12 protein-coding genes and 2 riboswitches are annotated in these 15,716 nt (G+C 36.8%); of the genes, 7 read left to right on the top strand and 5 right to left on the bottom strand.

Annotated features, from left to right (window positions below; translation table 11 throughout):
• Positions 1–20: 20 nt before the first annotated feature.
• The 5 genes from cudC (AC2VNP_RS06025) to cudC (AC2VNP_RS06005) form a co-directional block, all read right to left on the bottom strand.
• Positions 21–572: a choline uptake/conversion transcriptional regulator CudC gene (cudC, locus tag AC2VNP_RS06025; RefSeq protein ID WP_486916478.1), complete on the bottom strand. Its 552-nt coding sequence runs from the start codon at positions 570–572 to the stop codon at positions 21–23.
• A 300-nt stretch (positions 573–872) separates the two neighbouring features.
• Positions 873–2,045 carry a quaternary amine ABC transporter ATP-binding protein gene (locus tag AC2VNP_RS06020; protein WP_486916477.1) on the bottom strand — a complete coding sequence of 391 codons (1,173 nt, stop codon included), beginning with the start codon at positions 2,043–2,045 and terminating at the stop codon, positions 873–875.
• 21 nt (positions 2,046–2,066) lie between these two features.
• Entirely contained in the window at positions 2,067–2,918 is an 852-nt protein-coding gene (locus AC2VNP_RS06015) for an ABC transporter permease (RefSeq protein WP_486916476.1), read from the bottom strand.
• Between the two features lie 112 nt (positions 2,919–3,030).
• On the bottom strand, positions 3,031–4,065 hold the full coding sequence (locus AC2VNP_RS06010) for an ABC transporter substrate-binding protein (protein ID WP_486916475.1): 1,035 nt from the start codon (positions 4,063–4,065) through the stop codon (positions 3,031–3,033).
• Positions 4,066–4,179: 114 nt separating this feature from the next.
• Positions 4,180–4,740, bottom strand: coding sequence for a choline uptake/conversion transcriptional regulator CudC (gene cudC, locus AC2VNP_RS06005; protein WP_486916474.1), 561 nt, complete (start codon positions 4,738–4,740; stop codon positions 4,180–4,182).
• 309 nt (positions 4,741–5,049) lie between these two features.
• Here cudC (AC2VNP_RS06005) and betB point away from each other — a divergent pair, with 309 nt between their 5' ends.
• The 7 genes from betB (at position 5,050) to AC2VNP_RS05970 (ending at position 15,321) form a co-directional block, all read left to right on the top strand.
• Complete coding sequence (betB, locus tag AC2VNP_RS06000; RefSeq protein ID WP_486916473.1) at positions 5,050–6,519, top strand: betaine-aldehyde dehydrogenase; 1,470 nt, start codon at positions 5,050–5,052, stop codon at positions 6,517–6,519.
• Positions 6,520–6,903: 384 nt separating this feature from the next.
• Positions 6,904–7,089, top strand: a complete 186-nt coding sequence (locus AC2VNP_RS05995) for a hypothetical protein (RefSeq protein WP_275120801.1) — start codon at positions 6,904–6,906, stop codon at positions 7,087–7,089.
• Positions 7,090–7,352: 263 nt separating this feature from the next.
• Entirely contained in the window at positions 7,353–8,312 is a 960-nt protein-coding gene (locus AC2VNP_RS05990) for an AAA family ATPase (RefSeq protein WP_486916472.1), read from the top strand.
• Complete coding sequence (locus tag AC2VNP_RS05985) at positions 8,309–9,508, top strand: DUF58 domain-containing protein (RefSeq protein WP_486916471.1); 1,200 nt, start codon at positions 8,309–8,311, stop codon at positions 9,506–9,508. The genes AC2VNP_RS05990 and AC2VNP_RS05985 overlap by 4 nt, the downstream gene beginning before the upstream one ends.
• Before the next feature lie 5 nt (positions 9,509–9,513).
• Entirely contained in the window at positions 9,514–11,691 is a 2,178-nt protein-coding gene (locus AC2VNP_RS05980; protein ID WP_486916470.1) for a transglutaminase TgpA family protein, read from the top strand.
• 33 nt (positions 11,692–11,724) lie between these two features.
• Positions 11,725–11,826: riboswitch (purine riboswitch) on the top strand.
• A gap of 149 nt (positions 11,827–11,975) precedes the next feature.
• Positions 11,976–13,514 carry a glutamine-hydrolyzing GMP synthase gene (gene guaA / locus AC2VNP_RS05975; RefSeq protein ID WP_486916520.1) on the top strand — a complete coding sequence of 513 codons (1,539 nt, stop codon included), beginning with the start codon at positions 11,976–11,978 and terminating at the stop codon, positions 13,512–13,514.
• Positions 13,515–13,599: 85 nt separating this feature from the next.
• A riboswitch (purine riboswitch) is annotated at positions 13,600–13,701 on the top strand.
• A 309-nt stretch (positions 13,702–14,010) separates the two neighbouring features.
• Positions 14,011–15,321 carry an NCS2 family permease gene (locus AC2VNP_RS05970; RefSeq protein WP_486916469.1) on the top strand — a complete coding sequence of 437 codons (1,311 nt, stop codon included), beginning with the start codon at positions 14,011–14,013 and terminating at the stop codon, positions 15,319–15,321.
• Positions 15,322–15,716 lie beyond the last annotated feature (395 nt).

Below are 15,716 nucleotides of genomic sequence, written 5' to 3'. Positions count from 1 at the left end.
TTTTTACTATTTTATTCAAATTAACCTCGACGATCTTTAGGTATAAACTCAAAAATTTTACCACTTCTTATATTTACAACTAAGTCTTCTAACCAGTGATAGTATGTTTTAGAATCTTCTAATTGACTGTAGGATTTGTTAGCTTCTGTAACAATCTCTGGTGCACTGGTGGGATCTTTTATGACATTTGTTAAATCTTCTTGTGCTTCCTCAATTGCTTTCAAATTTGTCTTAACTTCACGTTCCCACATTTGACAATAAAATATCATAAATGAACGAAAGAAATCTTTCTCAGCAACATAAGTATGTTTCCTAGAACCTCGTGTAAAAGTTTTTTTCACCATTCCTATTTCTTGGAGCTTACGGACACTAGTACTCATACTAGGTTTGCTCATTTCAAGCTCAGTACGCATTTCATCAAGAGTCATCTGATCTTTAAAGTACATCGTTGCATAAAGATTAGCAACAGCTGGTGTTACACCATATAAATCCATTGTTTCTGCAATGGCACCAATGACTTTATCTTGTGCTTGTTCTATTTTCATTCTGGAACTTTCAGTAGATTCACTCATATAGCTTCTCCTTCAATTTAAAAGTAAAGCGTGTTAAAAATTAGTTTAACCTTCATTACAAACTTTATAATATAGGTTCAGACTAAATGTCAATGGATAACATGTGATTATAACCAATTGGAGATAAAATACTAACTAATATTTTGATAATTTTCTAAACTAGAACAACGCCTGTAATTAAGAAATTACAGGCGTTGTTCTAGTTTAACTTAACATAACTTCGTTTTGAGGTGTTAACATTTTTTTATCAACTGATTCTCTTTTATAAGTTACATTGAGTTTGAAATTTTATTATCCCTATTAAACTAGAGCAGATAACACGGAAACTCGGGATATAATTCCTTCAAAACGGTTTTCATCGTCAACTACAGCAATAGGGTATTTTGATTGAGTTGCTTTAGGAATTAGTTCTTGTAAATAAGTTTCTGTATTAGTTGTAAAATAGTCTTCGATGAGAATATCTTTTATTAATTTATTTTCCTTAATCGCTTTAATGGTATCATCGATCGTAATCAGTCCTTGGAGTTTACGAGAATTATCAAGAACAAATACACTGGATATACCATTTGTACGCATTTCGTTTACAGCTGCTTTGAGCCCTTCCTTTAGATACACGACAGCGTTTGTTTTAAACATTACATGCTGCGCCTGTAAAACCTTGGAACGGTCAATATCTTTTACGAAATCTTTAATGTACTCACTCTTTGGCTTCTCAATGATTTCTTCGGGGGTACCGATTTGTTCCATTTGTCCATCTTTCATTACGGCAACGCGGTCTCCAATTTTAAACGCTTCATTAATATCATGCGTAATAAAAATAATCGTTTTCTTTAATTTTGATTGGAGCTCCATCAATTCTAACTGCATATCTCTTTTAATAAGAGGATCTAAGGCACTAAATGGTTCATCCATTAAAAGAATGTCTGGTTCAGTAGCTAGTGCTCTTGCTAACCCAACGCGTTGCTGCATTCCTCCACTTAACTCATGGGGCATTTTATCTTCCCATCCTGCTAGACCTACATTAACCAGAGCTTGTTGCGCCTTCTTCAACCTGTCTTCTTTACTTATGTTCTTTATCTCTAAACCATATTCCACATTATCAATCACATTACGGTGACTAAATAACCCAAAGTGCTGAAATACCATGGCTATTTTGGATTGTCTAAACTCCCTTAACTTCTGTTTGGAGTAATCCATAATATTCTCGCCATCAACAAAAATCTTCCCATCCGTAGGCTTGTTTAATAGATTTAAACATCTTATCAAGGTTGATTTACCACTTCCGGACAACCCCATAATAACGAAGATTTCTCCCTCATTCACGGAAAAGGAGACGTCGTTAATTCCAACAGTATGGTTTGATTCTTTTAATATCTTTTCTTTTGACACACCTTGTTTTAATTTCTTTATTACCGATTTCGGATTTCGTCCGAATATTTTCGTTAAATTTTCAACTTTTACCTTTTCAGTCATAATCGAACTCCTACTTTCATTTTATTCTGGTACCTTTGAATTCTTTGCGATGCCTTGTGAAATTCGATCCATTATAATTGCTAAAATAACAATACCTAGACCTGCTTCAAAACCTCTTGCAATATCGACTCGGTTAATGGAGATTAAAACTTCCATACCTAAACCTTGTGCACCAATCATAGAAGCAATAACTACCATTGCTAATGCCATCATTGTAGTCTGGTTTATTCCTGTCATAATTGTAGGGAGTGCTTGTGGTAATTGAACCTTTGTTAGAACCTTCCAGGGGGAAGAACCGAAAGAATATGCTGCTTCGACCATGTCTTTAGATACATGTCTAATGGCTAGGTTTGTTAATCGGATTACAGGAGGAATAGCATAGATAATAGTGGCAAACACGGCGGGAACCTTTCCTAAACCAAATAAGATCATGGCTGGAATTAAATACACGAAACTTGGCATGGTTTGCATTGCATCTAAAATCGGTTTCATAATAGTTTCAATTATTTTACTATAGGCCATGAGTATTCCAATTGGAATGCCAATAAGTAACGATATAAAGACAGAAGCAAGAACAATAGCTAAGGTCATCATCATGAAATCCCAATAACCAAACGAGCCCACAAGGATAAGTAAAAGTGCGTAAATGATACCTGCACCAAGTGAGGTAAAACGCCATCCTAAAAGAATAATAACAATTAAGAATGACCACCATGGCATCCATAATAAAAAGCTTTCGATGTTAACCATTACCCACAATAACGGAGCACCAATGCCATCAAAAAATGCTGAGAAATTAGTATCTAACCATTTAACAAATAGCTCAATATATTTACCTAAGCTAAATTCAAGAAATTCAGGGAAATTGTTCATCTTTTATAGTTGCAAGGTAGAAAGATGCAACCTGCACCTCCTCAATAGAATTAATAACTCTTTGTTGTATGAGATCACCTAACTAAACTTAATTAGTCAGGTGATTTCAAGATTACTGAATTGCTGTCTTCACTTTTTCGACGACTTCTTCGTCTACCCAAGTCGTCCATAAGTCTTCATATTCACCCAGGAACCAAATAGCAACCTCTCTATCTGTTGCATCATATTGTTCCATGTGTGCTAACAAATTACTTGTGATCTCACTGCTAGTTTCATAGTTACTTAAGAAATTAGTTACATCTGGTGTTTGTTCTGTAAATTCATTATTCACAGCGATAGTTAATCTTTGAGATGGGAATTCTGTTCGATACCCATCTGACCATTCTTCTTCGTTATACGGCGCATCTTCTAATAGGGTAATATCATACAGACCAGAAATCCAAGTCGGCTCCCAATAATACCCAACCCAAGGTTCTCCTCTTTCATACGCACGGATAAGTGAAGTATTTAATGCAGTATCAGAGCCTGGTTGAAAGTAATTAAAATACTCATCTAAACCATAATTGACCATTTTTGCCTCTAATACCGTATCTGCTGCCCAACCAGGAATTGAACCATAAATTCTTCCTTTACTCGGGTTTTCTTCATCTGCAAATAACTCCCAATATTTTGGAAGGTCATGAATAGACTTTAGGTCTGGAGCCATTGGCTCAATACCTCTTTCAGGATCTCCTTCAATCACATAGGTAGGTACATAGAGACCTTCACTTGTATCACTGAAGTTAACGGAAAGCTCTATAATATCCCCTTGATCAATTGCATCTCTGTACTGATCATAGAAATTACCAGTCCAAATTTCCATGTAAACGTCGATACTTCCATTACTAATTCCTAATAAGGAACCAGTTTCAGATCCTGGAATTACTTCTGTGTTATAGCCAAATCCATTTTCTATAATTGTACTAGCGATAGCGTTATGAATACGGATACTATCCCAACCTGCATCTGCAAACGTAATCGTTTGATTATTACCAGAAGCATTTGAGCCACTCTCTTGGTTTCCACATGCTGCAGTAAAAATAAATAAACTAGATACTATCAATGTTAATAAAATTCTTTTAATCCTATTTCTAATTAATAAATTCATACAATAATCTCCTTTGTGTTCTTCTTTTCTACACGTCTCTTGTCGCAATATTAAGAAAAAACCATTGGTGATGTGGTATTTAACTACCACCTCCTTAAAAGAATGAAATACTTTTTACTTTTTTTCCTCGTTTGTCTCTTCCTTCGGTAAGAACTCAAAAATTTCACCTGAGCGACAGGAATTCACAAGTCGTTCGAGCCATTTGTAGTAAACTAGTGATTCCTCAATAGAATTATAATAAGACTGTGCCGATTCTCTAACTTCTAAGGAGGCCTCTGGATCTTCTATGATTTCCATAAGAAGTTTTTGTGCTTTGAAGGAAGCCTCTTCGTTTACATGGACTTCCTTTTCCCATTTTTTACAAAAGAAATGAATAAAGTTCTTAAAGAAATCTTTTTCAGCAGTATACATATCTTTTCTTGAACCTTTTTTCCAGGATTTCTGAACCATTTCATTTTCCTGCAGGTTTCGAACTGCGGTACTCATACTCGGCTTACTCATTCCCAATTCATCCTTCATTTCATCTAGTGTCATAGGATGTTGATGAAAGAACATTGCTCCATATAACCTGCCGACAGAAGGGGTTACGCCATATAAATCCATTGTCTCTGAGATAGAATTGATTACTAAATCTTTCGCATATTCTAGTTTCTCTTCTATATTTTTATCTGTCACATTTATCAAATCCCTTCAAGGTTAGCTGTTTAGCGAATTAAATTTGTTAAATTTATTTTGAACGTTTTGATCGTTTTATAATTACTAGCATATCGTAAATAAAAATTATGTCAAATGGAAAGGTTCAATTTGTTGTCACATTTACTTGCTTATTAAAAAACTTTCTATATTTAAAAAAGTATTGGTTTGTTTGAAAACCTCAATAGTTTTTTAGTTTACAATTTTTATTTGGTTATGTTAGAGTTAAAATCATTCAAAACGTTAATTTTTTTTAAAACAAAGTTAATCTTTGTAAGGGGGTTCAAATAAATGAACGTAAAAAGGATGTTTATTAATGGAATATGGGTTGAATCTCAAACAAAAGAAGTTCGAGAGATCATAAACCCATTTAATCAGGAAGTCATTGCTAAAGTAACAGAAGGGAATGAGGTGGATACAAAGCTTGCTGTTTCTGCAGCAAGAGAAGCTTTTGATAAAGGAGATTGGTCTTCTACTCCAGCAATCGAGCGAGGGGCTATCGTAAGGAGAATTGCTGAGTTAATAGAAAGAGATAAAGAAGAACTTGCTACATTGGAATCTTTAGATACTGGTAAGACAGTGGAGGAAAGCCGTGCGGACATGGATGATATCGCTGGAGTATTTCGCTATTATGCAGATCTTGCAGATAAAGATGGCGGAGACCTAATTGATTCTCCAGTTCCTAACTCTATTAGTAAAGTAGTCCGTGAACCTGTTGGAGTGTGTGGTCAAATTACACCTTGGAATTACCCATTATTACAGGCATCGTGGAAGTTGGCTCCAGCATTAGCTACAGGTAACACACTCATTATGAAGCCAAGTGAAATCACACCTCTTACTACGATTAAAGTATTCGAATTAATGGAAGAGGCAGGAGTGCCTGCTGGAGTTGCTAACCTAGTATTAGGTGCGGGGCATACAGTTGGTGCTGAGCTTGCTAGCAACGTTGATGTTGACCTTATTTCCTTTACTGGTGGACTTGTAACAGGAAAGAAGATTATGCAAGCCGCAAGCGTAAATGTGAAAAAGCTTGCACTTGAACTTGGGGGAAAAAACCCTAACATCATCTTTGCGGATGCTGATTTTGAGACAGCTGTTGACCAAGCATTAAACGGTGTATTCTTCCATGCAGGACAAATTTGTTCAGCAGGTACAAGGCTTATTGTAGAAGAGAGTATTCACGATGAGTTCGTTAACGCACTTGTTGAGCGAGTGAAAAAATTTAAGATTGGAAACGGATTTGACGAAGATACACAAATGGGCCCACTTATTTCAGCTGACCACCTTGAAAAAGTAGAAAAGTATGTAGAAACAGGTATTAAAGAAGGTGCTACATTAGCAGTTGGTGGTAGCCGTCCAAAAAATCCAGAACTACAAAATGGTTTTTTCTACCTACCTACTATTTTTACAGACTGTACAACAGACATGAAGGTTGTTCAAGATGAAGCCTTTGGACCTGTTATTACGGTGGAGAAATTCCGTACAGAAGATGAAGCAGTTAAGTTTGCTAATGACTCTATCTACGGGCTTGCTGGTGGTGTTTGGACAACCGATATTGTAAAAGCTGAACGCTGTGTAGCAAAAATGCGTATGGGTACTGTTTGGATTAATGACTACAACACTTACTTCCCACAAGCACCATGGGGTGGATTTAAGCAGTCTGGTATTGGACGCGAACTAGGAAGAATTGGTATTGAAGAATATACAGAAACAAAGCATATATTCCAAAACCTTAAACCTCAACCTATCAACTGGTTCTAGCTCTATCCATCTATCTATTTATGGATTAGTGTTAATCATTCCTATTCTAATAAAAGCGATCAAGTGTCAAAAAAGCCCCTGCTTTGCAAATCCAAGGCAGGGGCTATTGTCATGTGTCATCGAGGTAGCAGGCACCTTTAATACTGCATTGTATTAAAGGTGCCTGCTACCATATAAAAATTTTTCTACATATAGCTTTTTCATGCGTGGATTTCCGTCGATTTTTGTTAAATGCGGAATGATCTTTACTATATTTCAGTGATTGTGGTGTTAAGTGTAGATAAATATTAGGTATTGTTTGCAGGAGAAATTCAGTTCCACCCATAAATAATTAACAGGGCAAAATCACAGGTCCAAGAAAAGAATAGGAAGGTGGTCATTGTCGTGAGCCGAGATTTATCTTTACAACAAATTGCAGAAGGAATTCCAAAGTCTGTGTTAAATGCATCTGATAAAGATTTGGAAGGTTTTCAAAGAATAATGGATGAAACGGTTAAATTAAGAGAGTCACATAAAAATTTACAAAAGATGATTCAAAGTTATGCTTCATCAGGGATCCGTTCTTCTTAACTTTCGTAAGCTGTTGTATATCAACGGCTTTTTTTTCTTTCCAAAAGAAGAGTAATTAATCCTAGTACAATAAAGATAGCACTCTAAAAAACTCTTCTATTTAAAGTTGTTTTTTAATTTTAAATTTATAATAAATACCCTAATATTATTCGCCTATATGATTAAGACTATAGTAAAATTGGAAATGAAAGATAGTAGCGTGAGAATTTGAACATGCTAAGATAAGATTGATAGGTTGTTATTGAAAATGGAGGTTTTCTGTTATGTCTAACGTAAGAGATCGGCTTGTGGAAGCATTAGATAATATTGAAAAAGTAGTAGTTGGTAAACGAAAAGAAGTTGAATTAAGTATGGTTGCCTTGCTTTCTGGCGGGCACGTTCTATTAGAAGATGTTCCTGGCGTTGGAAAAACCATGATGGTTAAAGCGATCGCCAAAACTTTAGGTGCTGAGTTTAAACGAATACAATTTACACCAGATTTGCTCCCTTCTGATGTGACAGGTGTTTCAATATACAACCAAAAAACAATGAGTTTTGAGTTTCGTCCAGGTCCAATTATGGCCAATATCGTCTTAGCAGATGAAATTAACCGTACGTCGCCGAAAACTCAAGCAGCCCTGCTCGAATCTCTTGAAGAAGGTCATGTGACGATTGATGGGGAAACGATTCGCTTAAAACAACCGTTCTTTGTGATGGCGACTCAAAACCCAATTGAATATGCAGGTACGTATCCTTTACCAGAAGCACAATTAGATCGGTTTTTATTTAAATTAAAACTGGGATATCCTTCGTTTGCAGAAGAGCTTGATGTTCTAGAAAGAATTGAAAAAGGGCATCCGATTGAAAAACTCGAAACGGTTTTATCACTGGAAGAAGTCCTTGAGATCCAACGAAAAGTAAAGGACATCTTTGTTGATGAATTAGTAAAAAATTATATTTTAAGTATAGTCAATGAAACACGTGAGAATCGGGGGATCCGTTTAGGGGTGAGTCCGCGTGGCTCGATAGCCATTATGAAAGCGGCTCAAGCGTATGCTTTCTTACAAGGTAGAGATTATGTCATTCCGGATGATATTAAACTATTAGCGCCATATACATTCTCACATCGAATTCTCTTAAAAACAGATATGAGCATGGCAAAAATGACCTCAGAACAGCTCATTAAAAATATGTTAGATAAAATTCCGGTTCCTACGGCTAAAAAGGAAGCAGCTCGTCGATGAAGCTGATTCTTTCTTCTCTTAAAAAGGGTGTAAAACCTTTATTTCTACTACTGTTAAACATAACTCTTTTTGCCTATGCGATGTTCCAGGGTGGATTTGTTAGTTGGTTTTTATTTTATAGTATCGTCGTGATTAGCTTATTATCAATTAGTGTCTTCTTGTTTACGTTTCAGCGCATTGACGCCTATCGTACGTTGAGCGCAGACACCTTAAGAGCCTATGATGATATTGAGGTAGAAGTGTTTGTGAAAAATAAACTTATTCATCCATTTTGCTTTGTCAGAGTGAAGGACCAACTTACTCAAGGTCTAGAGGTAAGTAGTGACGTGAATAATAGTGCTCTTTTCTTTCTGTCTTTTAAAAGAACGCTTGATTTCAAATATACGATTGAAAAACTGCCGAGGGGAGAGCATCGCTTCCGTGAGATAGAAGTTGTCATTGGCGATATGTTTGGTTTCTTTGAGCGGAAGAAGACGGTAAGTGTTGAAACAACTATTCTTGTCTTTCCTCACTATCAATCTTTGAAGAGTTGGAGTGTAAACTCGGGTGGTGGATTTGGAGAAAGTGTTTCTTTTGCTCATTCGTTAGAAGAAGAGCTGTCTATAGCGGGTGTTCGTCACTATATTCCAGGCGATCGGTTAACAAGTATTGATTGGAAGCATTCTGCTCGTAGTGAGAAACTGATGACGAAGGAATTTGAAACGTCACAAGGGGAAGCGTTTCACTTATTTTTTAATCGGTATGTTGGAAAAAGCACGAAGGAAACGTTTGAAAGAGCAGTTGAACTAACAGCTTCCATAGCTGAACATTGTTATGAAAATCAAAATGCTCTAAGTTTTGTAAGTGTTGGAACCGATACTGAAGTATTAATTCCGGACACAACGTTAGAACATTATCAAATGCTATATTATCATCTAGCAAAGGTTCAAGGAGAAAAAGAGCAGTTTTTACCGACGGAAACTAGTTTGTTAGAACCTTATCGTAATGGAACGATTATAATCGTAACCGTTTCGCTAAGTCAACAAGATTACGAATGGCTCCAATATATAAGAGCTATGAATATTCAAGTGATTGTTTGCTGGGTTTCTGGACAAGTTGAAGATCAACAGTATGTACAGTCTCTTCGTATGCAAAGAGTCAAGGTGTATCAATTTACCGATGAAAAGTTTAATTCGGAACTGATGAAAAGCAGGTGATGACTATGGTTGCAGCTAATATGAAAGCTCATAAAGGAAGGCACTTCTTCCTTTATATGTTAAGCTATATCCTATTATTAGAATGGTTATTGCCTCTACCATATATAACAGATACTGGATATATTACGTTTTTTATAGGCGTCACGTTATTTTTCTTCTTATTGACTTTCATGCAAGTGAAAGTATGGATCTCATTACCTTTAAAATTAGGAATTATTTTATACGGACTTCACTTAATGTTTTTAGAAGGATCTTTTCTGTCCTTACTCTGGTTTGAGTTGTTTCTAAATGACTTGTCCCAAAATGTCATGATGATGGTTGCTGGAAATTGGGTTGGTCTTACGGATATGTTTAGAAGTTTACTATTCTTTATTCTTTTAGCTGTCATGAGTTATTTACTGTTTTTTTGGACAGTGTATGCGAAGAGAATCTTATTCTTCCTACTTTTTACGATTATATATATTACAGTGATTGATACGTTTACACCGTATGATGCGACTTATTCCATTGTGCGTATATTTATGGTAGGTTTTTTACTTCTCGGATTAATGACCTTGTATCGAACGATTGAACGTGAAAACGTAAAGACGTTTTCTAATATATTACCTATCCGTTTGATCGCCTCATTATGTGTTGTCCTTTTAGTAGCAAGCAGTTTCGGATATGCGGCTCCTAAGTATGAACCTCAGTGGGCAGACCCTGTACCGTTTATGAAAGCAGCCATTGGAATGGACACAGGTCAAGGAAGTGGTACGCTGCGGCAACGAATTGGTTACGGTAATAATGATGGAAGGCTTGGTGGCGGCTTTGAGGATGATGATACACCTGTCTTCCAAGCTGTCACTCCTCAAGCACAGTATTGGCGCGGAGAATCTAAAGACTTTTATACAGGGAAAGGCTGGGAAGTAACGACGCCGGAAGAACAATTCGAAATGCACTATCCATTATTCGAACAAGAAGTAGAAGTGAAAACAGTAGAAGCCTCTATTTCATTTGAACCGTATCAAAACTTTCAACATGTGTTTTATGCTGGTGAACCGACGGATATTTCTATCGGATCGATTATTGATATTTCCGTTTTCTTCGACGCTCATACAGGAAGAGCGAATACGTATTATGGTAATGATCCGATTCATCTTGAGTCGTATAATCTAACGTTTTTAGAACCGCATTTTTCAGTTTCGAAGTTAAGACAAGTGACAGGTGGTGATCCTGAAGCCATCCAAAATATTTATTTACAGCTTCCGGATACATTACCAGACCGAGTAGGAGAGCTGGCTGCAGATATCACGAGGAACTTTAACAATCGTTACGACCAAGTAAAAGCAATTGAGCGTTATTACCGTATGGCGGGATTCCGATATGAAACGAAGGATGTCGCAGTACCAGGACCCGATGAAGACTATGTTGATCAGTTCTTATTTGAAACGAAGCAAGGGTATTGTGATAATTACTCGACGTCTATGGTTGTCATGTTACGGACGCTTGGAATTCCGGCTAGATGGGTCAAAGGCTTTACTCAAGGGGAAAGAGTGGAAAACTTATTGGATGGTAACCGTATATATCAAATTACGAATGCCAACGCACATTCATGGGTTGAAGTTTATTTTCCTGGACATGGATGGGTCCCGTTTGAGCCGACTCAAGGCTTTAATAATGCCTCCAACTTTGTTTTTGAAACACCTGAATTAGAAGCTCAGTGGGAACGTGAGATGGAAAACCCAACCGTTGAACCAGAAGTAGAAGAGACACTTGCTGAGGTTCAAGAAGAAGAGGTGGCAGCAGGGACTTCTCCTAAACGCGATGGATTGGTCTTTCAGTTTGCTTTTTGGATTGTTGTGATCACAACGTTATTAATACTAGCGATTATAGCCTTTGTGTTCCGGAAAAAAATACTCGTTCAATTTTTACTTTATCGCTATGGAAAACTTAACAATGAGAGATCTTTTGAATTAGCCTTCCATTCACTTATTTGGCTCTTAGGATATAATGGCATAGTAAAAAAGCGTAGTGAAACGTTACGTGAATTTGCAGCTCGAATAGATTCTTTTTATTCGATGAATGATATGACGGAAATTACGTTAAACTATGAAAAAGTATCTTATGGTAACAGTCATGCAAAAGAGGTTTGGAAAGAAAATCAGAAGTTGTGGGAAAATTTAATTAAAAAGATCGGTTCTTGACCATGCTGCAGGTGATTGATAAAATATATCCGTGATTTTATTAATTTAATCCTTCATATATTCTTAGGGATAAGGCCTAAGTGTTTCTACTAGATCACCGTAAATGATCTGACTATGAAGGCGGGATATTAGAGAGTAAGCTAGGATTCTGTCTTCGCAGCATAGGTACGAAGGAATTCTAGCTTTTTCTATACTTTACTACATAAGAGAATTAAAATTCTCGTAGTCGGCGAATAGGCGTAGTTTTGTCTATGAGTTAAATCATAATAGAAGGTGGATGAATGATGGAGAACATCAATGAAATGATTGTTGTACTAGACTTTGGTGGTCAATATAACCAACTTATTGCGAGACGTATTCGTGACTTAGGTGTATACAGTGAATTACACCCGAATACAATTACAGCGGAAGAAATTAAGAAAATGAATCCTAAAGGGATCATTTTCTCAGGTGGACCTAACAGTGCTTATGTCGAAGGGGCGCCTAAATGTGATGAAGCCATTTATGATTTAGGTATTCCGATCCTAGGAATTTGTTATGGTATGCAATTAATGACACAACACTTTGGTGGAAAAGTAGAAGCGGCTGAACACCGTGAATATGGTAAAGCTGCGATTAAAATCGAAAATCCTTCAAAGTTATATGATGGACTTCCGCTTGAGCAAACAGTATGGATGAGTCACGGAGACAAAATTATCGCTCCTCCTCAAGGTTTCGTAGTTGATGCTCAAAACCCATCATGTCCTGTAGCTGCGATGAGTGATGTTGCAAGAAAGTATTATGGGGTACAATTCCACCCAGAAGTTCGTCATTCACAGTATGGAAACCAACTGTTAGAAAACTTTGTCTACAAAGTATGTGAATGTGAAGGAAACTGGTCAATGGAAAACTTCATTGAACTAGAAATGCAAAAAATTCGTGATCTAGTAGGCGATAAAAAAGTTTTATGTGCGCTTAGTGGCGGTGTTGACTCATCGGTAGTTGCAGTATTAATTCATAAAGCAATTGGTGACCAATTAACATGTATGTTCATTGACCACGGTCTTCTTCGTAAAGGTGAAGCTGAGAGTGTTATGGAAACATTCAGCGAAGGTTTCAATATGAACGTTATTAAAATTGATGCTCAAGAGCGCTTCCTATCTAAACTAGCAGGTGTTAAAGATCCTGAACAGAAGCGTAAAATTATCGGAAATGAATTTATTTATGTCTTTGAAGAAGAGGCTTCTCAATTAACAGATATGGACTTCTTAGCTCAAGGTACGCTTTACACCGACATTATTGAGAGTGGTACGGCTACCGCTCAAACGATTAAATCTCACCATAACGTTGGTGGATTACCAGAAGATATGAAGTTTAAGTTAATTGAACCTTTAAATACATTGTTTAAAGATGAAGTACGTAAGTTAGGTTCGGAGTTAGGAATTAAGGATGAAATCGTATGGAGACAACCATTCCCAGGACCAGGTCTTGGAATTCGTGTACTAGGTGAAATAACAGAAGAAAAATTGGAGATTGTTCGTGAATCAGATGCAATCTTAAGAGATGAAATTAAAAAAGCTGGGTTAGATCGTGAAATTTGGCAATACTTCACAGCACTTCCTGATATGAGAAGTGTTGGTGTTATGGGTGATGCTAGAACGTATGACTATACAGTAGGTATTCGTGCGGTTACTTCAATAGATGGAATGACATCAGACTGGGCAAGAATTCCTTATGATGTGTTAGAAATTATCTCTACGCGTATCGTTAATGAGGTTAAACATGTAAATCGTGTAGTTTATGATATTACATCTAAACCGCCAGCTACCATTGAATGGGAATAACACGAACGATATAAAAAAATAAACAGAAAATGTTCGGTTTTATTATTGACACTTCATTACTATGTTGATAAACTAATGCTATTGAAATAGCAATAGAACCATCGATCGTATAATCATGGGAATATGGCCCGTGAGTCTCTACCAAGCTACCGTAAATAGCTTAACTACGAAAGATCGGATGTCAACATGGACGATGGGTGACGTGTCGTATATGTGACTTCCAGATTTTTTGTCGTTAAAGCTCTAGGTAGAAATCCTAGAGCTTTTTTGTTTAGCTCCAGCGCCTAGCGGCTAATGGACTTCGCTCTCCACTTTACGATAAGTCAACATCGGTTTACTACCGTTTGCCGTGTTTTCCTTTATCTCAACGGATGGCTCCAGTCCTGATGCAGTTGAACGGGCGCTTGCGCTTGCTGACTTTTGAGATAGTCTCAAATGATTTGTTGAAAATCTGGGAAGAATAATTTTTAGACAATAATGAGGAGGGTAATTTTCAATGGATCGTTTTTTTCGTTTTAAGGAAAATGGAACGAGTTACAAGCGAGAGACAATTGCGGGGGTAACAACGTTCTTATCAATGGCTTACATTTTATTTGTTAATCCAGATCTTTTAAGTGCTACAGGTATGGATATCGGGGCTGTCTTTGTTGCTACAGCATTGGCTGCTGCAATCGGTACTCTAATTATGGGTCTAGTTGCAAACTATCCGATTGCTCTAGCTCCAGGTATGGGGCTAAATGCATTCTTTGCATTTTCCGTTGTTATTGGTATGGGGATTGAATGGCAAATTGCGTTGTTCGGTGTATTTGTTTCCGGTATTATCTTTATTATTATTACATTATCAGGTGTTCGTGAAATTATTATTAATGCCATTCCGGCTGAATTGAAGTATGCAGCTGGTGCCGGTATCGGTTTGTTCATTGCTTTTATTGGATTAAAGAGTGCGGGTATTGTTGTGCCATATGAAGCTACAGCAGTAACGCTAGGTGATATGACAGCAAGTACTACATTACTTGCAATCTTTGGATTAGTTGTTACAGTTATTTTTATGGTTCGTGGTGTTAAAGGTGGAATTTTCTACGGGATGATCTTAACAGCTATTGCTGGGATCATCGTTGGGTTAATTGACATGCCACAACAAATTGTTTCTTCAGTTCCGAGTTTAGCTCCTACATTTGGGCAGGCATTCACTTATATTGGTGAAGTAGGTTGGGGTCAAGTCTTAACTATTCAATTATTAGTAGTTATTTTAACTTTCTTATTTGTTGATTTCTTCGATACAGCTGGAACATTATATGCGGTTGCGAACCAGGCTGGGTTTGTAAAAGATAATAAACTTCCACGTGCAAATAGGGCATTACTTGCTGACTCAAGTGCAACTTCGATTGGTGCAATTCTAGGAACATCAACAACGACAGCCTACATTGAGTCTTCATCAGGTGTTGCAGCAGGCGGGCGTACAGGATTTACATCAGTTGTTACAGCGGGCTTGTTTTTAATAGCATTATTCTTCTCGCCGCTACTTATGGTTGTTACACCGCAAGTTACAGCGCCGGCTTTAATCATCGTTGGTATCTTAATGGCATCATCGCTGGGACTAATCGATTGGAAGAGATTTGAGATTGCAGTTCCTGCATTCTTAACAGTAGTAGCAATGCCGTTAACATATAGTATCGCCCACGGGATTGCGTTAGGATTTATATTCTATCCGATAACAATGATCGTAAAAGGTAAGGGTAAAGAAGTTCATCCAATTATGTACGTGTTATTCGTTATCTTTGTCCTATTCTTTGCGTTCTTACATTAATTAAAAGATATCAAAAGGGATCCGCTAAGCGGATCCCTTTTGATTTTGTATGTAGTAATATAGAAAAGAAGATCTCTAGTTGTACAGCTTTAAGATTGATTTATTTGAGTAAAATAGAGTGTACCGCTTATAAAGGAAACTATTTCCTCAAAAAAGATGTTGATCTTTGCTCGGTAACTTGGTATATTTATATTCGTTGTCAACGAAACAAACTTTCAAGAAAAAGCATTGTAAAAAAGTTGTTGACACAAAGAGAGACACTTGATATACTATAAAAGTCGCCAACAACAAGCGACGATAAAGTTCTTTGAAAACTGAACAAAAAGCCAAGCGAAATAAATGAGATACATGATATCTCGTCAATGTTTTAAAAACGTCACGTTTGTGACAATGAG

The organism is Alkalihalobacterium sp. TH-98 (assembly GCF_057473385.1).
The sequence above is the reverse complement of the archived record's forward strand: the minus strand, read 5'-3'. Positions and strand labels throughout refer to the sequence as shown.